General features: G+C 63.2%; 17 protein-coding genes. 8 read left to right on the top strand and 9 right to left on the bottom strand.

The annotated features are described in order from the left end of the window. Entirely contained in the window at positions 1 to 1,395 is a 1,395-nt protein-coding gene (locus ACP15N_RS06035; RefSeq protein WP_425091318.1) for a cytochrome ubiquinol oxidase subunit I, read from the bottom strand. Between the two features lie 199 nt (positions 1,396 to 1,594). Between ACP15N_RS06035 and ACP15N_RS06030 the strand changes: the two genes are divergently transcribed. Next, complete coding sequence (locus tag ACP15N_RS06030) at positions 1,595 to 2,584, top strand: type I glyceraldehyde-3-phosphate dehydrogenase (RefSeq protein WP_425091317.1); 990 nt, start codon at positions 1,595 to 1,597, stop codon at positions 2,582 to 2,584. A 4-nt stretch (positions 2,585 to 2,588) separates the two neighbouring features. On the opposite strand, the gene ACP15N_RS06025 is transcribed toward ACP15N_RS06030, so the two are convergent. From ACP15N_RS06025 to puuE, 3 genes are read right to left on the bottom strand one after another with little or no spacing between them, the layout of a single operon-like run. Then, on the bottom strand, positions 2,589 to 3,077 hold the full coding sequence (locus tag ACP15N_RS06025) for an ureidoglycolate lyase (RefSeq protein WP_425091316.1): 489 nt from the start codon (positions 3,075 to 3,077) through the stop codon (positions 2,589 to 2,591). Between the two features lie 3 nt (positions 3,078 to 3,080). Then, positions 3,081 to 4,109 carry an allantoicase gene (gene alc, locus ACP15N_RS06020; RefSeq protein WP_425091315.1) on the bottom strand — a complete coding sequence of 343 codons (1,029 nt, stop codon included), beginning with the start codon at positions 4,107 to 4,109 and terminating at the stop codon, positions 3,081 to 3,083. Positions 4,110 to 4,131: 22 nt separating this feature from the next. After that, on the bottom strand, positions 4,132 to 5,562 hold the full coding sequence (gene puuE, locus ACP15N_RS06015; protein WP_425091314.1) for an allantoinase PuuE: 1,431 nt from the start codon (positions 5,560 to 5,562) through the stop codon (positions 4,132 to 4,134). 89 nt (positions 5,563 to 5,651) lie between these two features. Between puuE and uraH the strand changes: the two genes are divergently transcribed. Together uraH and ACP15N_RS06005 are read left to right on the top strand one after the other, a co-directional pair. After that, on the top strand, positions 5,652 to 6,017 hold the full coding sequence (uraH, locus tag ACP15N_RS06010) for a hydroxyisourate hydrolase (protein ID WP_425091313.1): 366 nt from the start codon (positions 5,652 to 5,654) through the stop codon (positions 6,015 to 6,017). A gap of 175 nt (positions 6,018 to 6,192) precedes the next feature. Beyond that, positions 6,193 to 7,416, top strand: a complete 1,224-nt coding sequence (locus tag ACP15N_RS06005) for a urate hydroxylase PuuD (RefSeq protein ID WP_425091312.1) — start codon at positions 6,193 to 6,195, stop codon at positions 7,414 to 7,416. A 1-nt stretch (position 7,417) separates the two neighbouring features. Here the strand turns inward: ACP15N_RS06005 and ACP15N_RS06000 are convergent, their stop codons facing one another. Continuing rightward, on the bottom strand, positions 7,418 to 8,419 hold the full coding sequence (locus tag ACP15N_RS06000; RefSeq protein WP_425091311.1) for an aldose epimerase family protein: 1,002 nt from the start codon (positions 8,417 to 8,419) through the stop codon (positions 7,418 to 7,420). Between the two features lie 195 nt (positions 8,420 to 8,614). Here ACP15N_RS06000 and gcvT point away from each other — a divergent pair, with 195 nt between their 5' ends. From gcvT to ACP15N_RS05980, 4 genes are all read left to right on the top strand, one after another. Beyond that, positions 8,615 to 9,703, top strand: coding sequence for a glycine cleavage system aminomethyltransferase GcvT (gene gcvT / locus ACP15N_RS05995; protein ID WP_425091310.1), 1,089 nt, complete (start codon positions 8,615 to 8,617; stop codon positions 9,701 to 9,703). A 15-nt stretch (positions 9,704 to 9,718) separates the two neighbouring features. Next, complete coding sequence (gene gcvH, locus ACP15N_RS05990) at positions 9,719 to 10,084, top strand: glycine cleavage system protein GcvH (protein WP_425091309.1); 366 nt, start codon at positions 9,719 to 9,721, stop codon at positions 10,082 to 10,084. 107 nt (positions 10,085 to 10,191) lie between these two features. Then, the gene (gcvP, locus tag ACP15N_RS05985) at positions 10,192 to 13,056 is read left to right on the top strand and encodes an aminomethyl-transferring glycine dehydrogenase (RefSeq protein WP_425091308.1); all 2,865 of its coding nucleotides are present in this window, start codon (positions 10,192 to 10,194) and stop codon (positions 13,054 to 13,056) included. A gap of 188 nt (positions 13,057 to 13,244) precedes the next feature. Continuing rightward, positions 13,245 to 14,639 (top strand): L-serine ammonia-lyase, encoded by a 1,395-nt coding sequence (locus tag ACP15N_RS05980; RefSeq protein WP_425091307.1) that lies wholly within the window; start codon positions 13,245 to 13,247, stop codon positions 14,637 to 14,639. On the opposite strand, the gene ACP15N_RS05975 is transcribed toward ACP15N_RS05980, so the two are convergent. After that, on the bottom strand, positions 14,640 to 17,177 hold the full coding sequence (locus tag ACP15N_RS05975) for an ABC transporter permease (RefSeq protein WP_425091306.1): 2,538 nt from the start codon (positions 17,175 to 17,177) through the stop codon (positions 14,640 to 14,642). Beyond that, positions 17,174 to 17,893, bottom strand: coding sequence for an ABC transporter ATP-binding protein (locus ACP15N_RS05970; protein ID WP_425091305.1), 720 nt, complete (start codon positions 17,891 to 17,893; stop codon positions 17,174 to 17,176). Before ACP15N_RS05970 ends, ACP15N_RS05975 begins: the two co-directional genes overlap by 4 nt. Here ACP15N_RS05970 and ACP15N_RS05965 point away from each other — a divergent pair. Continuing rightward, positions 17,892 to 18,596: an arylesterase gene (locus ACP15N_RS05965; RefSeq protein ID WP_425091304.1), complete on the top strand. Its 705-nt coding sequence runs from the start codon at positions 17,892 to 17,894 to the stop codon at positions 18,594 to 18,596. The two genes, ACP15N_RS05970 and ACP15N_RS05965, sit on opposite strands and share 2 nt — an antisense overlap. An 8-nt stretch (positions 18,597 to 18,604) precedes the next feature. On the opposite strand, the gene ACP15N_RS05960 is transcribed toward ACP15N_RS05965, so the two are convergent. Continuing rightward, positions 18,605 to 20,824 (bottom strand): PAS-domain containing protein, encoded by a 2,220-nt coding sequence (locus ACP15N_RS05960; RefSeq protein WP_425091303.1) that lies wholly within the window; start codon positions 20,822 to 20,824, stop codon positions 18,605 to 18,607. Then, positions 20,787 to 22,013 (bottom strand): FIST N-terminal domain-containing protein, encoded by a 1,227-nt coding sequence (locus ACP15N_RS05955; RefSeq protein ID WP_425091302.1) that lies wholly within the window; start codon positions 22,011 to 22,013, stop codon positions 20,787 to 20,789. The genes ACP15N_RS05960 and ACP15N_RS05955 overlap by 38 nt, the downstream gene beginning before the upstream one ends. Positions 22,014 to 22,052: the final 39 nt, after the last annotated feature.

Here is a 22,052-nt window from a genome sequence, read left to right as displayed (position 1 = left end):
TTACTGCGCCGGGGTTATGGCGCGCACTTCGGCAGCACCGGAACGGGGGGCGTCAAACACCTTGACCGGTTCGCCCTTTGCAGCCTTTGCCGCCAGATAGGTCAGCACCCCCATGTAGCAGAAGATCAGCGCTGCATAGACTACGAGGTAGGCAATCAGAGTGGACAGGACCATGGGCGCTGGCACGTCAGCCACGGCTTCGGATGTACGCAGCACGCCGTCAACCAGCCAGGGCTGGCGACCGATCTCGGTCGTGTACCACCCCGCCAGCGTTGCGATCCAGCCAGAGAATGCCATGCCCACGAAGCCGTAGAGCATTGGTCTGGGCAAGCCTTCTACCCCGCGTCCACGGCGCATGAAGAACACGGCTGCCCAACTGAGCGCGAGCATCGCAAACCCGGTGGCCACCATGATCCGGAACGACCAGAACACCTTGGCGACTGGCGGGTGCAGAACCTCTCCGTCTTCCGTGACAAAGTCGTTCAGTCCCGGGACGGTCCCATCGAGGCTGTGCGTCAGGATCAGCGAGCCGAGATACGGAATCGCAAGCTCGAAATCGTTTTCGCGCGTTTCCTCGTTGGGCAGGGCAAACAGCACCAGCGGTACTGGTGTCTTGCTCCCATCCCAATGCCCTTCCATCGCGGCAATTTTCTGGGGCTGATGCTCCAGCGTGTTCAGTCCGTGCATGTCGCCCATGAAAATCTGTAGCGGGATCAGCAGAGCGCCCATCCAAGCGCCCACCTTGAGGGTCGTGCGCACCCCCTCGGACCGGTCGCCCTTAAGCCAGCGAAACGCGGACAGACCTGCCAGCAGGAACGCGACTGTCAGACCTGACGCGAGCAACATGTGCGCCAGCCGGTACGGCATGGACGGGTTGAAGATGATCGCTATCCAGTCGGTGGCGTAGACCACGCCGTCACGCAATTCGTACCCGGCGGGCGTGTGCATCCAGCTGTTCAGCACAAGGATCCAGAAGGCGGACATGGTCGTCCCGAATGCCACAAGGAACGTTGCCAGCGTATGCAGCCAGGGTGGAACGCGGGACACCCCGAACAGCATGATCCCGAGGAAAACCGCCTCGAGGAAAAACGCGGTCATCACTTCGTACGCCAGAAGAGGCCCTGCGATATTGCCCACGGTTTCCATGAACCCGGGCCAGTTCGTCCCGAACTGGAACGACATGGTGATGCCCGAGACGACACCCATCGCAAAGCTGAGTGCAAAGACCTTCACCCAGAACTTGTAAGCATCCATCCACTTCTCCGCCCCCGTGGCGGCGAAGCGCAGCTTGAAGAACAACAGGACCCATCCCAGCGCGATCGTGATCGTCGGGAACAGGATATGGAACGAGATGTTGGCTCCGAACTGGATACGGGACAGGATCAGCGTGTCCATGGGGACCTCTCCGAGAAAAGCTGCATCTGAGTGTAGTGTTTCGCTCTAGGCTTGGAGGTAGCCTTCCGCAGCAAACGAACCAGCCCGACAGCCTGCGACCTGCTGTCTCGCCCCGGTGTTTTGTATCGATACAGGGGCTGTGGCTTGCCAGCCCTGCGGCCTTGGGTCATGTCTGCGACGCGGCCACGGGGAGAAGGACATGCGAGACTACAGGGTTGTCATCAACGGGTTCGGGCGCATCGGTCGTTCGGTTCTGCGGGCGTGGCTCGGTGGCGGCTGGCCGGGACTCAGGATCGTCGGTGTCAATGATATCGCTGATCTGGAAACCTGCGCCTATCTGTTCGAATACGACAGTGTATTCGGCCCCTGGGCCGGCGAGGTCGCTGCTGAGGACGGCGCGCTCGTCGTTGATGGAAAGCGGATCGCGTTTTCCAATATCGCCAACCTGAGGGAGACGGATCTGACAGGCATTGACCTGGTGATGGAGTGTACGGGTCGTGGGTCGGACCGTACCTTCGCCGAGCGGGCTTTGTCTGCCGGGGCGAGGCGGGTTCTGGTGTCTGGCCCGTCGCCCGAGGCGGACTGGACGCTTGTTCTGGGCGCAAACGATGGCGGGCTGACCCGGGACCATCGGATCGTGTCCAACGCCTCATGCACGACAAACGCGCTGGCCCCGCTTGCCAAGCTCCTGCACAAGGAGTTCGGCGTTGTCACCGGGTCGATGACCACGATCCACTGCTATACCGGCAGTCAGCCGACGGTGGATATGCCGATGGCGAACCCTGCACGCTCCCGTGCGGCAGCACTCTCGATGGTGCCGACGACAACGTCCGCACAGGCCCTTACCGATCTGGTCCTGCCCGAGATCGCAGGCCGGATCGAAGGCTCTGCCGTGCGGGTGCCGGTTGCGTCCGTTTCCGCCGTTGATCTGAGCGTTACGACCGAACGACCAGCCAGCGCGGAGGCGGCCAACGCGCTCTTCCGCGCGACAGAGGGGGGCATTCTGGGCGTCACACGCAAACCGCTCGTGTCCTCCGACCTGCGCCAGCGCAGCGAGAGCATCGTCATGGCTTTGCCGGAAACCCGTGTTTCAAAAGGTGGACTTCTGCGGGTATTTGGCTGGTACGACAACGAGTGGGGCTTTTCCAACCGCATGCTCGACGTGGCCATGCGAATGTCAAAGTACTAGCCCGTCAGGCCGCGACGATGGTGTAGGGTTCAACGAACCAGTTTTCCTGAAGGTTCGGCGTCGCGCCGATCCGGTCGATCACCGCGAACAGCCCGTGAGACGTCAACGGCGTCAGAACCCCGTGCCAGACCCCCCGGTGATAGTTCACGCCCTGGCCGGGTGCCGTGATGAATGCGTGCGGGCGTCCCGGGGAGCCACCGGCGTCCGGGGCGACCACCACCAGAAACGGCGACAGGGACATCGGCAGGAATGCCTGACTGCCCTCCGGGTGCCTTTCCATCATCTTGAGGCAATAGGGCAGCGTTCGCGGTTTTGCGTCGAACAGACTGATACCGGCGCGCCCGTTGGGCCCGAAATCGAGCCGCGCCAGATCGTGGTGCCGCCCGCAAAGGCCCTCGTTGATCATCTTGTCCGGGGTGGCCCGAAGTTCCAGCACGTCTCCGAAAGGCGCAAAGGCTTCGGCGGTCAAGGGGCGGGCGCGAATATCCGTCATGGGTCAGATCGAGCCCGGCGACCACTCGGGCCGTCCGAACAGCCGCAAGCGGCTGACCCCGCCATCGGGAAAGATGTTGAACCGGATATGCGTGATCGATCCCAGATCGGCGAGCTGGTCGCTGTACTCATGCACAGCGTCCGCTGTCAGTTGCACCTCCGGCAGAAGCGTTTGCCAGAACATCGAGTCGGTGACGATTGCGTCCGTCAACCCGTCTCCGAATACTGCAAGGTCCGCGGCCTGGATTGAGCAGCGATCGGGAAAGTTGCCCTTGAAGTGCGCCGTATCAACCTCCACCCGGCCAACCTGTCCGCGCGCCCCGAGGGCGATCACCATCCAGTCGTGTCCCGGCGTGCGGCGGCGTCGGGTTTCCCAGCCATCGCCCATGTTGACGCCGCGGCCCGGTGCCAGAAGGCGCATGTAGTCTCCGTAATGGGCATCGGAGAACGCCAGAATCCGGCCGCCATTCAACGCCGCCGAGAGCTCGATATCTTGCCCCTCCGTGGATGGATCCAGTTCGGGAATGCCATACGCGCGGAACCGTGCAATCCCGCCATCCGGGAAGATATGCACCCGCAGATGGGTCCAGCTTTCGAAACTCTTGCAGTTGAAATAGTGATGCGCGGACGGCCCGAGCGGCTTGTGGGGCAGGATCTCCACCCAGCGCGTGCTTTCATCAGGGTCGTGGTCGGAGGTGCAGGCTTCCACCATCACCGCAGGGGCATAATTGCCGGTAAAATGAGATGTGTCGATGTCGAACCCGAGGATACGCCCGGGTGCTGCCAGCGAGATGACCGAGTGATCATGCCCGCCCCCCCGTCTGCGCCGTGTTTCCCAGCCGTCCATCCATTTGCCATGCGCATCGAACTTGTCGGGCACGAAAATCGCAGGCGCATCCTGCAACATGCGGTTGAGGGGGGCGAAGAACTCGTCGGTCGCATACAGAGCGCGGGCGCCGAGCCCTGCCGAGGCAAGGTTGATGCCCGTCCGCACAAACAGCGGGATATCAGGCTTTGTCTCGGTCGCACTCATCTGCATAACTCCTTCGCGGCCCTCAGCCCAGATCCATATCGCGCAGCCGCAGCAGCGCGATTTTCTCCACCTGAGCGCAGGCGGTCTCAAACTCGGTGTCACGGTCATTTTCGATCCGGGCGGTGAACGCCTCGAGAATCTGACCCTTGCTCAACCCTTTCACCGCAATGATGAACGGGAACCCGTGTTTGTCCTTATAGGCATCGTTGAGCCGCGTAAATGTGGCGTGTTCGGCGTCTGTCAGCGCATCAAGGCCCGCCCCTGCCTGTTCGGCAGTGCTTTCGGCGGTCAGCCGTTTGGCTGCCGCCAGTTTCCCGGCCAGATCCGGGTGCGCGTTCAACACGGCAAGTCGGGCGTCGTCGGGCGCGGCGCGGAAGCGTCGGGCAAGTGCAGCGTGCAGCCCGTCCGCTGTGTCATGGGCCGGGCCGAGTTCGCCGTCGAAGGCTTGTTCCGCGATCCATGGAGAGTGTTCGAAGATCCCGCCAAAGGCCGCAACGAACGCGTCGCGTGGCATGGCGGTCGGGATCAACGCGCGCGTCCGCGGCGGATGGTGTGCGGCCCAGTGTTCGGCAATATCGATCCGCCGGGCGAACCACACGTCGGCGTGCGCCGCGGCGTAGTCCAGAAACCTCGCCAAAGCCTGCGCGCGGCCCGGTCGTCCGACCAGGCGGCAATGCAGGCCGATGCTCATCATCTTAGGCGCACCCGCACTGCCCTCAGCGTACAAACAATCGAAACTGTCCTTGAGATAAGAAAAGAACTGATCGCCCGCGTTGAATCCCTGCGGAGTGGCAAAGCGCATGTCGTTGGCGTCAAGCGTATAGGGCACGACCAACTGGTCGCGGTCGCCGACGCGCACCCAGTACGGCAACTCGTCGGCGTAGCTGTCAGCGCAATAGGCGAACCCGCCATTCTCCGCCACCAGCGCCAGCGTGTTTTCGGAACACCGCCCGGTGTACCAACCGCGCGGGCGCGCCCCGGTCACGGCGGTGTGCAGGGCGATCGCCTCATTCATGTGCGCGCGTTCATCCTCGACGGGGAAATCCTTGTACTCGATCCATTTCAGGCCATGCGAGGCGATCTCCCATCCGGCGTCTTTCATCGCCCCGACCTGCGCGGGACTGCGCGCAAGGGCCGTCGCCACCCCGTAGACGGTCACCGGGATCCCGCGGTCCGTGAACATCCGGTGCAGCCGCCAGAACCCGGCCCGCGCGCCGTATTCGTAGATCGTCTCCATGTTCCAGTGCCGCTGACCGGGCCATGCGGCAGCCCCCACGATCTCCGACAGAAAAGCCTCGGACGCAGCATCGCCGTGCAGGATGTTGTTCTCGCCGCCCTCTTCGTAATTCACCACGACCTGAACGGCGATCTTCGCACCGTTTGGCCAGTGCGGGTCGGGGGGCGTCGCGCCATACCCGTGCAAGTCCCGTGGATAACGGCCGCCGTTTTCCATTCCCATCCCCGTTCGAATTTGTTTTGCTCGGGCGGAGAGTAATAACTGTCACGGGCTCTTGAAAAGCCCTGAACGTCTCAAGAGGCCCCATGACTGACACATCAGGTTTTCTCACCACCCACGTGCTCGATACCGCCCGCGGTGTGCCGGCCCAGGGCATGCACATTGTCCTCTATGCCATTGATGGTGTGACCCGAACGGTAGTTGCCGCCAAGCACACCAATGAGGATGGCCGCACCGACGGTCCCATCTTGCCCGCAGAGGCGTTCAAACCCGGGGTTTACGAGCTTGTCTTTCACGCTGGAGACTACCTGCGCGAGACCGGGCAGGCGGGCGACCCCCCGCTTTTCCTCGATGAGATCCCGATCCGCTTCGGGATCAACGATCCGGGCTCGCATTACCACGTGCCCCTGTTGCTTTCGCCCTTCAGCTACGCAACTTACCGCGGTTCATGACTTCTTTTGTGGACAAATACCTGCGGGGAGAGCCCGAGAGGGGCAGCCAGCCCCTCTCCACTGCCTAAAAAACAATCGCCCTGCATCGCAGGGCGTCCTTTTGCGCCCGCCGCCTCTTTCCCTTTGCGGTGGGCAACGCAAAGATGATGCCAAGTCAAGGCCGGGACAGACAAACATGACAGACCCCATTGTGATCGAAGCCTGGGTGGAATTCGCTGTTCGGTGGCTGCATGTCATCACGGCGATCGCCTGGATCGGATCTTCGTTCTATTTCATCGCGCTCGATCTGGGTTTGCGCAAGGCCGACGATATGCCCGATCTGGCCTCGGGCGAGGAATGGCAGGTCCACGGCGGCGGCTTTTACCATATCACCAAATACATGGTGGCCCCGGCGCGGCTGCCGGAACACCTCGTCTGGTTCAAATGGGAAAGCTACGCGACATGGCTGTCGGGCTTCGCCCTTCTGATCCTCGTCTATTATCTTGGCGCAGAGCTTTATCTGATCGATCCCAATGTCCTCGACATCCCTGTCTGGGCCGGTGTCGTGATCTCGCTCGCCTCTCTCACGCTGGGCTGGCTCGCCTATGACCGGATCTGCAAATCCAAGTTCGGGGATGACAACACGCGTTTGATGATCCTGTTGTTCGGCATTCTGGTTCTCATGTCATGGGGCTATACGCAGGTGTTTTCCGGACGCGCGGCCTTGTTGCACCTCGGGGCGTTCACCGCAACGATCATGAGCGCGAACGTGTTCATGATCATTATCCCCAATCAGAAAATCGTGGTCGACGACCTCAAGGCCGGTCGCACGCCAGACGCCAAATACGGCAAGATTGCCAAGCAACGCTCTACCCATAACAACTATCTGACCCTGCCCGTGCTGTTTCTGATGCTGTCGAACCATTACCCGCTCGCGTTTGCGAGCCAGTACAACTGGCTGATCGCTGCGCTTGTGTTCCTGATGGGCGTCACAATCCGGCATTTCTTCAATACCATGCACCAGAAAAAGGGCATGCTCTGGTGGACATGGGGGCTGACGGCGGCTCTCTTTGGCGTGATCGTCTACCTCTCGACGCTTGGCATCCCCGACACCGCGCAGGACGCAACAGCCGCACGCGACCCGCATGCCGAAAGGTTCGCGTCCGCCGACGGGTTCATGGATGTCTTTGACATTGTGCAGGCCAATTGCGCGATGTGCCATGCGCGGGAGGTGTTCTGGCCCGGCCTCGCATGGGCACCAAAAGGCGTGGTGCTGGAAACCGAGGCAGACGTGGCCAGCCAGGCCCGCGCGATCTTCCTGCAAGCGGGCGCGAGCCACGCGATGCCACCGGGCACCGCCAACTACATGCAGCCCGAAGATCGCGCTGCGATTGTCGCGTGGTTTCGCGGCGCCAACTAGATCAGGAAAACCGCCAGCGCGTGTGCTGCCGATAGGGTGCGTCCGGGTGAACCTCGATGCTCGGGAACCCTGTGTGGTTAGCCGCGTCCGGCCAGCCCTGTGCCTCCAGCGCGATTGAGGAAAACGGTGCATGGGGCGTGCCGTGATGGCCGTTGAATGGCGCGGTGTCGATTGTCCCCTGATCAAAAACCTGCAGGCCCGGTTCGGTGGTCCACATTTCCATCGCAACGCCCGATTGTCCCTCCAGACGCAGCGCAGGACTGAGGGCGCGTTTGCCATCGGCGAGGCAATAGTTCAGGTCAAAGCGCAACGAGCCGCACGGCGCAAAGCGGCGCTTCACCCGAAAGTCGAAATCCGTTCCCGCCACATCCAGCACGCGCCCCGTGACCATCAGGTCGGGCCCATTCTCGGTATACCGATCGGCATGCACTTCCAACTTGTGTCCGGCGACGGGTCCCGGACCATCCAGGTTCCAATACGAATGGTTCGCAAGGTTCAGCAGCGTTGGCGCATCTGTCTCGGCCCGGATGACCATATCCAGATCGCTCGCCGTCACACGGTACTCCAGACGGATATCGCGGGTGCCGGGGAAGCCAGCCAGCCCATCCTCCAGCAGTATCCGCAGCACCACGTGGGCGTCTGAGGCCTCTTCAATGGTCCAGACCCGGTGTTGCGTTCCGTCCGATCCGCCATGCTTGGTGTGCACGCCCTCCAGATTTGCCTCGAACCTGTGCGGCGTTCCAAGGATCGGTGCGCTGGCGTTGCGGATGCGGTTCACAACGGGCCCCATCAAGGCGCCGAAACTGCGCATCTTGGAGCGATAGGCGCGGACATCCGGACTGCCAAGCGTCAGTCCATGGCCAATCCCGGCCAGTCTGACATTGTGAAGTACGGCACCCAAAGTCAAAACGGATACGCGCAGATATTTCGAGCCCAGGGTGATCCTGTGCACTGTGGAACCATCTTCGATCTGTCCAAACTCTTCGATCTTCGCTCCGGCCATTCCGCCCTCTGATCTCACCCCGCTTCGGTGCGCAGTTTGCGTGAATTGCGGGCATCGGCAAGGGCCACGATACGCCGGGCTTTCCCGCGACGTTATTTTCGCCATGTGGCGGCGCTTCCACTTGCCAATTCGCGATTGTTTCCGATAGGAAACTCATACGCTGACAAACTCCGACTCGCCCGGAAAAAGCCATAGATGTTGAAGAAGACGCCCCTGTACGACCTACATGTAGAGCTCGGTGCCAAGCTCGTTCCGTTTGCCGGGTGGGAAATGCCCGTGCAATATCCCACCGGGATCATGGCGGAACACGCAGCCTGCCGCGACGCCGCCGCACTTTTTGACGTCAGCCATATGTGCCAGCTGGTGATCGCTGGTTCTGACGCCGCCGCAGCCCTCGAAAGACTGTGTCCCGGAGGACTGACCACCCTCAGACCCGGCCATGCGCGCTATACGCAACTCACCACGTCCGAGGGTGGCATCTATGACGACCTGATCGTCACGCAGACCGGCAAGGAGCTGTTCGTTGTGGTCAATGCCTCTATGGCAGATCAGGATATCGCCTTGCTCACGGCAGGGCTTCCCGACCACGAGGTCACCGTGCTCGCTGACCATGCGCTTCTTGCGCTGCAGGGGCCAGCGGCAGCATCCACACTCGCGTCGTTTTTTCCACAATCGGTGGAGGTTCTGCGCTTCATGCAGGCGCAGCGCGAGGTTTGGGACGGTGCTGTCTGCCGGGTCTCGCGGCTGGGCTACACGGGCGAGGATGGGTTCGAAATTTCGGTTCCTGCCGAACATGCCGAAACTCTGGCACGCGCACTTCTGAATGCCGGCGCGCAGCCCGCCGGTCTCGGGGCACGCGATACCCTGCGACTGGAGGCAGGACTGCCGCTCTATGGTAGTGATATCGACCAGACCACCTCTCCGATCGAGGGCGGCCTCGGGTTTTCGATCCCGAAACGTCGACGGGAGGAGGGGGGCTTCCCCGGTGCTTCCCGGATCGTCGCGGAGGCTACCGATGGCGCACCGCGCACCCTTGTCGGGCTGCGCCCGGACGGTCGGGCCCCTGCACGTGCGGGGACAGAAATCTCCACAAAGGACGGCACCGTGGTCGGGACAGTCACCTCGGGTGGATTCTCGCCGACGTTGCAGGCCCCGATCTCCATGGGCTACGTCCCGACCGGGCTGGCGGCCCCCGGTACGGAACTTCACTTGATCCTGCGCGGCAAACCCGCCCCGGCCCGGGTCGTGGCGCTCCCGTTCGTCCCGCATCGCTATGCACGCTAGAAAAGGTTCCCCGAAATGACGACCTACTACACCGAAGACCACGAATGGATCACTGTCATGGATGACATGGCGACGATCGGCATCACGGCCCACGCCGCGGAACAATTGGGCGAGGTCGTCTTCGTCGAGCTTCAAGGCGTTGGCGAAACCTTCGCCAAGGGGGACGAGATCGGAGTTGTTGAAAGCGTCAAGGCCGCGTCCGACATCTATGCCCCCGTGACCGGAGAGATAACCGAGGCCAACGAATCACTCGTCGACAACCCGGCGCTGCTGAACGAAGACCCCGAAGGCACAAGCTGGCTCTACAAGATCAAGCTCGGTGAAAGTTCCGAACTCGAGGAATTGCTGGACGAAGACGCCTACAAGGCGCTCATCGAGTGATCCGAAACGGGAACATTCAAGTCTGATAGTATCCCCGCCGGAGACGCCCTCCGGCATGCAAACCGACCGACCTCAGCGCGCAGCGCACCCCTTCCAAGGAGCGACCCATGGGCTTTTCCCTGACAGATTACGCACCTTACGATTTCGCCAACCGCCGGCATATCGGCCCCTCGCCGAAGGAAATGGCCCAGATGCTCGCGACGATCGGCGTGCCGAGCCTCGACGCCCTGATTGACGAAGCGGTTCCTTCGGATATTCGACGTGCCAAGCCCCTGGCGTTCGGGCCCGCGCTGAGCGAGCGGGACACGATCCACCGCATGCGTGAGTTGGCGGACAAGAACACCGTTCTGACATCTTTGATCGGACAGGGGTATTATGGCACGCACACCCCACCGGTGATCCTGCGGAACATTCTCGAGAACCCTGCTTGGTACACGGCTTACACGCCCTATCAGCCTGAGATCAGCCAGGGTCGGCTCGAAGCGCTGCTGAATTACCAGACCATGATGGCGGACCTGACCGGCTTGCCGATCGCCAACGCCTCGCTTCTCGATGAGGCGACCGCCGCGGCCGAGGCGATGGCCATGTCGCAGCGTGCCTCGAAATCCAAGGCGACCGGGTTCTTCGTGGCGCGCGATTGTCACCCCCAGACGATCGACGTGATCCGCACGCGTGCAGAGCCGTTGGGGATAGGGGTGATCGTCGGCGCGGTCGAAGACCTGGACCCGACGGCGGTTTTTGGCGCGCTTTTCCAGTACCCGGGCACCTATGGGCACGTTCGCGATTACACCGATCAGATCGCCGCGCTGCACGAGACCAAGGCGCTTGGCATTCTGGCGGCGGACCCACTGGCGCTGACACTTCTGAAATCCCCCGGCGAGATGGGCGCCGATATTGCCATTGGGTCCACGCAGCGCTTTGGCGTGCCGATGGGCTATGGTGGGCCACACGCGGCCTACATGACCTGCACGGATGCGCTAAAACGGTCCATGCCCGGGCGGATCATCGGGGTCTCCATCGACGCGCGCGGCAACAAGGCCTACCGGCTGAGCCTGCAAACCCGCGAGCAGCACATCCGCCGCGAAAAGGCCAATTCGAATGTCTGCACCGCGCAGGCGTTGCTGGCCGTGATGGCGTCCATGTACGGTGTGTTCCATGGCCCGGACGGGCTGAAGGCCATCGCCCAGACCGTGCACCGTAAGACCGCACGAATGGCGGACGGATTGATAGAACTGGGGTTCAAGGTCGACCCGAAGGACTATTTTGACACGATCACCGTGAAGGTTGGCGAGATGCAAGGTGTGATCCTCGACGCGGCCTTGCGCGAAGGCGTGAACCTGCGCCGGATCGGGTCGGACCGCATCGGCATCACCCTTGATGAACTCACCCTTGGCAAAACGATAGAGGCGGTCTGGCGGGCCTTTGGTGGCGCGCGGCTGCGCTATGACAAGTCCCGGGTGATTTATCACTTGCCGACGGAAATGCTGCGCGAAAGCAGCTACATGACCCATCCGATTTTCCACATGAACCGGGCCGAGGCTGAGATGACGCGGTACATGCGCCGTCTGGCCGACCGCGATCTGGCGCTGGACCGGGCGATGATTCCGCTGGGCTCCTGCACGATGAAGCTGAACGCAACGGTCGAGATGTTGCCGCTGACATGGCCCGAGTTTGCCAACTTGCATCCGTTCGTCCCCGCGGACCAGGCGACGGGCTATCACGAGATGATCGACGAGCTGTCGGACATGCTGTGCGATGTCACAGGCTATGACGCGATGTCGATGCAGCCCAATTCCGGGGCACAGGGCGAGTATGCGGGGCTGCTGGCCATTCGCGGATATCACGCGGCACGCGGGGACGCGCACCGCAACATCTGCCTGATTCCGACCTCTGCCCATGGCACCAATCCGGCTTCTGCCCAGATGGTCGGCTGGAAGGTTGTCGTGGTCAAATCGGCCGAGAACGGCGATATCGATTTGGAAGATTTTCGGGCCAAGGCGGAGCTGCACTCCGAACACCTGGCCGGTTGCATGATCACCTATCCGTCGACCCACGGTGTGTTCGAACGCACGGTGCAGGAGGTCTGCGCGATCACCCATGACCACGGCGGCCAGGTCTATATCGACGGCGCGAACATGAACGCGATGGTGGGCATTTCCAGCCCCGGCGATATCGGCGGGGATGTGAGCCACCTGAACCTGCACAAGACCTTTTGCATCCCCCATGGCGGCGGCGGTCCGGGCATGGGGCCGATCGGTGTCAAGGCGCATCTGGCCCCGCATCTGCCGGGCCATTTCCACCGCGATGGCGCAGGCTTCGGCGATGTTGGCGCGGTGGCAGCGGCCCCCTACGGCAGCCCGTCCATCCTGACGATTTCCTATGCCTATTGCCTGCTCATGGGCGGGGAGGGGCTGACCCAGGCCACCAAGGTCGCCATCCTGAACGCGAACTACATGGCCAAGCGGCTTGAGGCGGGCTTCCCGATCCTGTTTTCGAACGAGAACGGCCGTGTGGCACACGAGTGCATTCTGGACACGCGGCTGCTGGACAAGATCGCCCATGTCACGGTGGAGGATGTCGCCAAGCGCCTGATGGATTGCGGGTTTCACGCCCCGACGATGAGCTGGCCCGTGGCAGGCACCTTGATGGTGGAGCCGACCGAATCCGAGCCCAAGGCCGAGCTCGACCGGTTCTGCGACGCGATGCTGGCGATCCGCGAGGAAACCGACGCGATTGCCGCGGGCGATCTCGACCCCGAGAACAACCCGCTCAAACGCGCGCCCCACACGGTGGAGGATCTGGTCGGAGACTGGGACCGCCCGTACAGCCGCGAACAGGCCTGCTATCCCCCCGGGGCCTTCCGTGTGGACAAGTACTGGCCGCCCGTGAACCGGGTCGATAACGCCTTTGGCGACAGAAACCTTGTCTGCACCTGTCCGCCTGTCGATGCCTATGCGGAGCCGGCGGAATAGGGGGCAACGGGGGCTCTCCCGCCCGTCGTTGATGTGCGTGCGCACATCGCCTCCCGTTGGGCGTGGCCCGTCGCCTGCGGCGCCGGGTCCCCCACCAGACACAGGTCGGTTTTCGAACTTCGGTGTCGCGTCCTGTGGCGCGCCGGATATCCTGCATCGATACGCTCGCTATATCGGGAGGGCGCGCGATGTTTCTGAGCGTGTTTGACATTTTCAAGATCGGGATTGGCCCGTCGTCGTCTCACACCATGGGACCTATGGTGGCAGCGGCGGAGTTTCTGGAGGATTTGCGCGGGCGGCGCGACAAGGAACCGGGTGCCGGCACACTGGCGGCACTGGGATGTTCCCTGCACGGCTCGCTGGCCTTCACCGGCAAGGGGCATGCAACGGACCGGGCCGTGGCACTGGGGCTTGCGGGCTTTGTTCCAGAGACGCCGGACGCCCCTGCCGCGGAGGCTGCTCTTACCGCCATGGCGTCGACCGGTCGTGTCACGCCGGATGGGCTTGGAGAGTTGCGGTTCGACCCGAACGAAGACATCGCTTTTGACTACGATCTGCGTCTGCCGGGCCATGCCAACGGGATGATCCTGCGGGCGTTTGACGACACTGGCGCGCTCTACATGGAAGAGACGTTCTACTCTGTCGGCGGCGGTGCCGTGCTGCGCGCGTCGGAGCTGGACGCGCCTGACACCGACCTGCACACGGAGAAAGCGCAGGCCGGGTACCCGCATCCGTTTGGCTCTGCTGCCGAGATGCTGGAAATGGGAGCCGCGTCCGGCAAGACGATCGCGCAGATGAAGCGCGCGAACGAGGCGGTGCATGGCGATCCGGACACGCGGATCGACCGGGTGATGGGTGTGATGATGGCCTGTGTTGATCGGGGGCTTGAGACCGGGGGCATCCTGCCCGGCGGGCTCAAAGTCAAACGTCGTGCGAAGGAGCTTCATGCGGCCCTGAAGGCCGAGGGCGGGCAGAACCTCGCGCAGCCGCACACGGTGAACGACTGGCTGTGCGTCTATGCCATGGCGGTGAACGAAGAGAATGCCGCAGGTGGTCAGGTGGTCACGGCACCGACCAACGGGGCGGCGGGCGTCGTGCCGTCTGTCCTGCGCTACTACCGCGACCATTGCGTCGGCGCGACGGAGGCCGGGTGCCGTGACTTCCTGCTGGTCGCGGCGGCCATTGGTGGGTTGATCCGGCACAATGCGTCGATCTCGGGCGCGGAGGTTGGCTGTCAAGGGGAGGTCGGGTCCGCCGCCGCCATGGCCGCCGCAGGCCTGTGTGCCGCGTTGGGCGGGACAAACGCGCAGGTCGAAAACGCCGCTGAGATCGCATTGGAGCATCATCTGGGGATGACCTGTGATCCGGTCGGCGGGCTGGTGCAGGTCCCCTGTATCGAGCGTAACGGGCTTGGTGCGGTCAAGGCTGTGGCAGCGGCCAGTCTCGCCCTGCGCGGGGACGGGACGCATTACATGCCGCTGGACAACTGCATCGAGACGATGCGCCAGACCGGGCGGGATATGTCGGACCACTACAAGGAAACGAGCCTTGGAGGTCTCGCGGTGAACCTGCCCGAGTGCTGATCATTCCCGGGCTCGCAGCACTCCGGCTGGTCTGAGCGCCAGGGGGCGCAGGGCAAAGGCAAGCCCGGCCAGCAGAGTTGCCAGCGCGCCGCCCAGCACGATGGCGATGGCTGAGACAGGCTCGAACGTATAGCTGGCCTCCATCACGAAGGTCATCACGGCCCAGCCTGCGATCCCTCCGGCGACGATCGCAACGGCCCCTGCTGCCGCCCCGAGCAGGGCCGAGCGCATCGCAAAGCTCGACAGGATGCGCCCGCGCGTCGCGCCGAGGGTTTTCAGCACCGCCGCTTCGAACACGCGGCCCCGTTCCCCGGCGGCGGCAGCGCCGATCAGAACGACAAACCCTGTAACCAGGGTTGCCAGCGCCCCATAGGACGTGGCCGCCGCGAGGCCGGACAAGGCTTCCGTCACACGGTCGATCGCGTCGCGCACGCGGATTGCAGTGATGTTGGGCGCATCGCCCGCGACGTCACGCAGCAGTGGCGCTTCTGCGGACTCCTCCGCGTAGACCGTCGCGATGTGGGTATGCGGAGCGCCGGCCAGTGCGCCGGGGTTCATCGACAGGATGAATCCTATCCCGGCCGTCGAAAAGTCGACGACGCGGAAGCTGGTCACGGTACCGGTGATGTCACGGCCGAGGATGTTGATGGTCAGTTCGTCCCCAAGCTCCAGCCCGAGCTCTCGCGCCTCTTCATCGGCAAAGCTGATCTGGTTCGGGCCGCTGTAGTCCTCGGGCCACCATTCTCCTTCGGTGATGGTGGTGTTCGGCGGAGGGGCAGCGGAATACGTCACGCCGCGGTCGCCACGCAGCACCCAGTGGTCTCCGGCAACCTCGCGGGCGGGCTCTCCGTTGATCCGGGTGATCACGCCGCGCAGCATCGGCGCACTCTGCACGCGGCTGACGCCCGGATCAGTTTGGGTTCTGTCAAGGAATGCGGGCAATTGGTCGTTCTGAATATCGACGAAAAAATAGCTTGGGGCGTCTTGTGGAAGATCCTCGGCAATGGCGGTACGCAGGTTGCTGTCGATCTGTCCGACCGCTGCCAGGACCGACAATCCGAGCCCGAGCGACAGGACGACGGAGGTCGCCTCGGTCCCCGGTCCGCCAATCGCGCCGAGTGCAAGACGCAAGGCGCTGCGGCCACGGACGACCCGGGCGCGGGCGAGACGGCGACACAAGGTGCGTATGCCCCACGCGGCAAGGATCAAAAGCGCCAATGCGCCGACAATGCCACCGACCGACCCGCTGGCCAGCATCGGAATGCCCGACAGCCAGATGGCGCTTCCGACCAACAGGGCAACTGCCGCCCCGAGCGCGCCAAGGTAGGCCGGCCGCGGGAGCCGGATCGTGCGCGATGTCGTATCGCGGAAAAGCTCAGCCGCGCGGACCTGTTCGGTGCGGGCAAGGGGCCAGAGGGTGAACACCAGTGCCGTCAGCACGCCGTACAGCGCCGCTTCGGCCAAGGGGCCGGGGTGGACGCCAAATGCGGCTGGGATCGGAAGTCGCGCCTCGATCACCGGGGCGAGTGCGAGCGGGATGATCGCACCCAGTATAAGCCCTGCTGCAACGCCGAGCGCTGTAAGCACACCGATCTGCATCATGTAGGCCGCGAAGATCGTGCGGCCCTCTGCGCCGAGTGTCTTGAGGGTGGCGATCACAGGGGTCTTGGCCTCCAGGTAAGCGCGCACGGCGGCGGACACGCCAACACCGCCGACGGCCAGACCGGCCAGACCGACAAGCACCAGAAACGCGCCCATGCGGTCGACGAAACGGGCAATACCAGGCGCGCCATTACGGCTGTCACGCCAACGCATGCCTTTGTCCTGGAATTGGGCTTCTGCGGCGACTTCGAGTGCGGCCAGATCGGTGCCTTCGGGCAAGGACAAGCGGTACTCGGTTTCAAACAGGGTGCCGGAGCCCAACAGACTGGAGTTCGCCAAATCCTCCGTCCGCACGATTGTGCGGGGGCCAAGGCCGAACCCACCGCCCGCGCTATCGGGTTCTCGCGTGAGCGCGGCCATCAGGACAAACTCCTGCGTGCCAAGGCGGAAGGTGTCGCCCGGGGCGAGGGCCAGCCGGTCCATCAGGACTTGCTGCATCACCGCGCCGGGCAGATCGCCGGTGCCATCGAGGGCCTGCGCAAGGGGCATGTCCGGGTCCAGCGCGACCGACCCTTTAAGGGGGTAGGCCGCATCGACCGCCTTGATCTGCGTGAGGCCCCGGTCCGGGGGCCCATCCGGCTGATCCACAACCACCATCGAGCGGAAATCCACGATCTCGGACACGGCTTCCGCTGTTTCGGCCATCCAGGCGCGCTCTGCCTCGTCGGCGTAGCGGTAGGTAAACTCCATCTGGGCATCGCCGCCCAGAATAACGGCACCTTCGCGCGACAGCCCCTCCTGAATGGATACGCGTACTGAGCCGACCGCCGCGATGGCGGCAACCCCGAGCGCCAGGCACAAGAGAAACACGCGGAACCCCTTGAGCCCCCCACGCAACTCGCGCCGCGCAATGCGGGCCGCAACGTGCAGGCTCATTCGGCGGCCTCGGCGGTCGTGCTGGTTTCCTGTGCCTCGATCTGCCCGTCACGCAGGCGGATAACGCGATCACAGCGCGCTGCAAGCTCTGGTGCGTGGGTCACCAGAACCAGTGTTGCGCCATGGCGGTCACGCAACCCGAAAAGCAGGTCCATGATCGCCTCCCCGGTGGATCCGTCCAGATTTCCGGTGGGTTCGTCGGCAAGCAGGATTTCCGGTCGTGGTGCTGCGGCGCGGGCAAGGGCCACGCGCTGTTGCTCGCCCCCGGACATTTGCGCGGGGTAGTGATCGGCCCGCGCGCCAAGGCCGACCGCCTCCAACTCGGCTTCAGCGCGGTCGAACGCGTCGTCCATGCCTGCCAGTTCCAGCGGGGTGGCGACATTTTCCAGCGCGGTCATTGTCGGAATCAGGTGGAAGGACTGGAAAACCACCCCCATATGATTTCTGCGAAAGCGGGCAAGGGCGTCCTCATCCAGTGCGGTCAGATCATGGTTCAGCGCCATCACCTGTCCGCCGGTTGCGCGCTCCAGCCCGCCCATCAGCATCAGGAGAGACGACTTGCCCGACCCGCTAGGCCCTACAAGCCCGACTGTCTGCCCCCGCGCCACATCGAGCGTGATCCCGCGCAGGATTTCCACCGGACCGGCGTTGCCATCGAGGCAGAGCGCCACATCGCGCAGGCTGAGAACTGCGTCCGGGGTTCGGCCATCTGTCATGTCGGGGCTCCTGCAACCGCTGCTTTCCTTGGGATATGGGGCAGGGGGTCGACTGCGCAAGGCGAGCCTTGCGGCTTTTGCTGCAATTGCACTGGCTGGTCCGGTCGCGGCAGAGCCGACCACCATTGCGGCCCTCGGGGACAGTCTGACCCAAGGCTATGGTCTGCCGCAGGAAGACGGGTTTGTCCCGCAGCTAGAGGCTTGGCTGCGTGCGCGGGGCCATGATGTGGTGATCCTGAACGCGGGTGTCTCCGGGGATACCACGGCAGGCGGGCTGAGCCGTGTCGACTGGACGCTGACCCCGGAAGTTGACGCAATGATCGTGGCCTTGGGGGGCAACGATCTGCTTCGCGCGATCCCGCCGGAGGCAAGTCGTGCGAACCTCGATGGTATTCTGGCGCGCGCGGAACAAAGTGGGGTGGAGGTCCTGTTGATCGGGTTGGAGGCACCCGGCAATTACGGGCCGGATTACAAAACCGCTTTCGATAGCATGTACCCCGATCTGGCAGAGAAATACGGCACGCTCTACTCTCGCAGTTTTCTGGCCGGGTTGGTGGACGGGGTAGACAGGACGCGAGCCCTCACGGGGATGATGCAACCCGATGGCATTCATCCCAATGCGCAGGGCGTTCTCAGGATCGTCGACACGCTCGGCCCTTATGCCGAGGACCTAGTCAGGCGGGCACAGGCCGACGGCGGCTGACACGCAGCTCAGCGCCCCTGCGCGCGTTCGAGGGCCTGCGCAAGGAACGTTTCCAAGGTCCGCGGGTCTATCGGTTTGTTCATCAGCGTGATGTCGCGGGCGGCGCAGGCCGTGCGCAGTTCGGGCGACCGGTTGGCGGAGATAAGACGCGTCGGCATCGTGCCGTGGCGCGCGTGGATCTGGGCGATCAGGTCAAGACCGGTGTCTTTGTCATCCAGTTGATAATCCACCATGATGGCATCCGGTGCGATTGCGATTTCATCCAGCAGGGACAAGGCCTCTTCCGCGCCATGCACATCCAGCACGCTGATATCCCACTTTTCAAGCAGCAACGTCAGCGCACGCCGCATGTCCAGATCGTTTTCGACCAGCAAGACGATCATGCCGCCGCCATCGAGCCGCGCGGGCGTGCCGTGCGGGATGCCCGCCTCAAGCGCGAGACCGGGTTGCGAGGAGAGGGCGGCGTTGACGAAGAACCCCGACCCCTTGCCAAGCACGGACCAGAGCCCCAGTGGATGCCCCAAACGCGCGCAAGCGCGCTCCACGATGGCAAGGCCCAGTCCCAACCCTTCGGACGCACTTGCCTTGGCGTTCAGGCGTTGGAATTCCTGGAAGATCACGTCCTGATCGCCTTCTGAGATGCCGGGGCCGGTGTCCCACACCTCGATCCGGACCGACCCCCCATTCCGGCGCCCGCCGACCAGAACCTGTCCGGTCTCGGTATACCGGATCGCGTTGGAGATGAGGTTCGCCACGATCCGACGCAGATATGCCGGGTCGCTTTCAACCATCACGTCGCACGGCATGACCTTGAATCTCAGGTTTTTCTGCGCGGCAATCGGTGCGAATTCATCCCGAACAGCGTCGAAGATCGAGTTCAGCGAGACCGACTGCATGTCGATCGCCGCCATCCCGGCCTCCAACTTCGAGATGTCGAGAAGCGCGTCGATAATGCCTTCGACGGAACTGAGCGCGCGTTGCGCCTTGAATGCGATCTCACGTGTCGGTTCCGTGTTGTCCGGCCCGTCCAAAGCCGAAACGTAGAGCTTGGCCGCCGAGAGCGGTTGCAGCAGGTCGTGCGATGCCGCCGCGACAAAGCGCGACTTGGATGCGTTCGCCCGCTCTGCCGCACCAAGCGCATCTTCAAGCTCCAGCGTCCGTTCCATCACGCGTTGTTCCAGAAGTTCGTTGACCTGAAACAGGGTGCGGGTCGCTTCGCGTTCCGCTGTGACATCGGTGAAGGAGATCACGAAGCCATGATCCGGCATGTCCTGCGCGAAGACATCGAGGATCATGCCGTCGCGCCGCCGGACCTCCATCGTCAGGGGTTTGCGCACCGTGGCCTGCGCGACCCAGGTCGTGAGCTCGGACCGGCTGATATCCCCGGTGAAGGTGATCTCGTTTTCCAGCTTTTCCAAGATGGTGCCGAACCGGGTGCCCAGGCGGAAATTTGACACCGGCAAGGCCAGCAAGGTTCCGACCCGCTTGTTCCAGCCCAGAAGCCGCGCGTCACGGTCGAAGATGCAGACACCCTGATTGAGGTGGTCCAGCGTGGCGCGGATCATCCGCGCCTGACCGTCCAGCAGCTTGTCGCGTTCTTCGCGTTCCAGTCGCATGATGTCGGTGACGTCGGTTTGCAGGATCACCGTGCCACCGTCGCGCGTGCGGTGTTCGCTGACCTGCACCCAGCGGTCGCGGACCATGCGCACGTTGAACATCACGTGATTGTCGGCATGGCGTTGCAGGCGCCGCGTCGCCCACTCCTCGGAGGTCATGCCATCCGGCATGGCGAGAAAACGCGACTGGCTCACAAGCTCCACGTAGGCTTCGAAGGTGAGCCCGGGGCGCAATGCGTCTTGCAGGTCGATCATGTGCATGCCGAAGCGAGAGTTGCACATCACCAATTCATCGTCCGAGTTGAACAGCGCGAACCCTTCCTGAACCGTCTCGATTGCGTTGGACAGGTCGGAGCGCGCGGTCTCTGCGGCGCGGTTGGCTTCTGCAAGCCGCGCGTTCGACTCGTTCAGCAGGTCCAGCGCGTGTTCGAGATCTGCAGTGCGTTGGCGGACCTGGTCCTCAAGAAGCGCTGCGCGTTCGAACTGGGCGTAGGCCGCACCTGTGCGGTCGGTGTCCTGTTCAACGCGCTGCATGAGAACTTCCGTGATCTGACGGAGCTTCTCGTTCTGGCGCTCAAGCGAGTCGCTTGGGTCGATCAGCCAATTCGTCATGTGCTCTCCCTACGAGCGGCGGGTCGCTGTCCGGGGGATACAATGCGACACCTGTCATTGTATGGTTCACGTGCATCGCATTCAACTGTTCGCCATAGGTCGAAAAGCCAACCACCTGGTTTTCCGCTAAAACCTGACTCACTTTTCCAAGTTTTTGGAGCTGTCCCGCCTCCAGCCGCCGCAAAATGCAGTCGCAGGCGAGAATCGCATCCGGTTTCAACGGGTTGCTGAGGGCGCTGAATTCCGCCTCCAGATGCACCACGATGTCATCCGGTTCCGCAAGGGTCAGCACAAGGCCTTCGTCGATGGCTGAGAAAAACACGAGGTCCCCGTCCTCCGTCACCTTCTGGATCGCCCGCACGTGGCTGTTCCCGCCAATAGTGACGACGACAGGGTGAGCGGCGAAAGTGAACGAGCCAAGGTCTTCGGGATTATGCCCCAACAGCCGCGCATACTCTCGCGCCGCCGGTTCCGTGTTGATCTCATGCACGATGCGGCGCGAAGGATCAGCCCGGGTGACCACCATGCGTTTTTCAGTTGGTTTGAGGTGGTCAAGACTGAACACATGCACGGGACACCGGGTGCGCACGAATGCCAGCACGGCGGCATTCTGATAGACATCGCCTGCGAAGCTGACAAAGGTTTCCTCGAACCGCTCGCCATCGCCCGCGGAGCCGCCGAACATCGGCACGGTGCCAAGTCCGGTCGCCAGCGCAAAGGCGAGTTCGTCCTCTTTGAGGGAAAGACCATCGATCAGAAGAAAGGCAAACTCGTGGACCCAGTCCGGCGCGCTGCGCGACAGCGTCGTGCGATGACGGATCGTGCGGTCGATCAGGGCCTGACTGTCAACTTCGTGCAGGTTGTCGACCACCATGGCCTCCACCGCGAAGCGATCCGAGGGCAGGCCGATGGCAACGATCTCGCCCTCGGTATAGCCGCGGTTGGCTATCTCACCGGCGGTTGTGCAGGCCAGAACAGGCGCGGGCGAGAAGACGCGTCGTGCCTCGGCGATGACATCGCGAAAACGCGCGTCCGGGGACACAAACAGCACCACGAGCGCAAAGGGCGCGTCGCCAAGGTCGGTCTTGAGTTGGGCAACAGCGTCCGGATGGTCCACTGGCACGTGTGCGCGCAAAATCGTCTGTGGGAACGCTCCACCGACGGGCGCGGCGTCTGAGTCTTGCCGCATCCTCCCCCCTAATTCTGATTGCCACCGTTCCGACCCTTG

The sequence above is a fragment of the Tropicimonas sp. S265A genome (genome assembly GCF_049800835.1).
Lineage (GTDB): Bacteria > Pseudomonadota > Alphaproteobacteria > Rhodobacterales > Rhodobacteraceae > Dinoroseobacter.
This window is presented reverse-complemented; position numbering and strand designations above follow the sequence as displayed.

Bases quoted from the DNA above. Each gene is read 5' to 3' on its own strand.
- gcvH (WP_425091309.1), top strand. From the start codon at position 9,719: ATGACGACCTACTACACCGAAGACCACGAATGGATCACTGTCATGGAT.
- ACP15N_RS05970 (WP_425091305.1), bottom strand. From the start codon at position 17,893: ATGACAGATGGCCGAACCCCGGACGCAGTTCTCAGCCTGCGCGATGTG.
- ACP15N_RS06030 (WP_425091317.1), top strand. From the start codon at position 1,595: ATGCGAGACTACAGGGTTGTCATCAACGGGTTCGGGCGCATCGGTCGT.
- ACP15N_RS06035 (WP_425091318.1), bottom strand. From the start codon at position 1,395: ATGGACACGCTGATCCTGTCCCGTATCCAGTTCGGAGCCAACATCTCG.
- ACP15N_RS05965 (WP_425091304.1), top strand. From the start codon at position 17,892: ATGTCGGGGCTCCTGCAACCGCTGCTTTCCTTGGGATATGGGGCAGGG.
- ACP15N_RS06000 (WP_425091311.1), bottom strand. From the start codon at position 8,419: ATGGCCGGAGCGAAGATCGAAGAGTTTGGACAGATCGAAGATGGTTCC.
- gcvT (WP_425091310.1), top strand. From the start codon at position 8,615: ATGTTGAAGAAGACGCCCCTGTACGACCTACATGTAGAGCTCGGTGCC.
- ACP15N_RS05975 (WP_425091306.1), bottom strand. From the start codon at position 17,177: ATGAGCCTGCACGTTGCGGCCCGCATTGCGCGGCGCGAGTTGCGTGGG.
- uraH (WP_425091313.1), top strand. From the start codon at position 5,652: ATGACTGACACATCAGGTTTTCTCACCACCCACGTGCTCGATACCGCC.
- ACP15N_RS05980 (WP_425091307.1), top strand. From the start codon at position 13,245: ATGTTTCTGAGCGTGTTTGACATTTTCAAGATCGGGATTGGCCCGTCG.
- gcvP (WP_425091308.1), top strand. From the start codon at position 10,192: ATGGGCTTTTCCCTGACAGATTACGCACCTTACGATTTCGCCAACCGC.
- ACP15N_RS05955 (WP_425091302.1), bottom strand. From the start codon at position 22,013: ATGCGGCAAGACTCAGACGCCGCGCCCGTCGGTGGAGCGTTCCCACAG.
- ACP15N_RS05960 (WP_425091303.1), bottom strand. From the start codon at position 20,824: ATGACGAATTGGCTGATCGACCCAAGCGACTCGCTTGAGCGCCAGAAC.
- puuE (WP_425091314.1), bottom strand. From the start codon at position 5,562: ATGGAAAACGGCGGCCGTTATCCACGGGACTTGCACGGGTATGGCGCG.
- alc (WP_425091315.1), bottom strand. From the start codon at position 4,109: ATGAGTGCGACCGAGACAAAGCCTGATATCCCGCTGTTTGTGCGGACG.
- ACP15N_RS06005 (WP_425091312.1), top strand. From the start codon at position 6,193: ATGACAGACCCCATTGTGATCGAAGCCTGGGTGGAATTCGCTGTTCGG.
- ACP15N_RS06025 (WP_425091316.1), bottom strand. From the start codon at position 3,077: ATGACGGATATTCGCGCCCGCCCCTTGACCGCCGAAGCCTTTGCGCCT.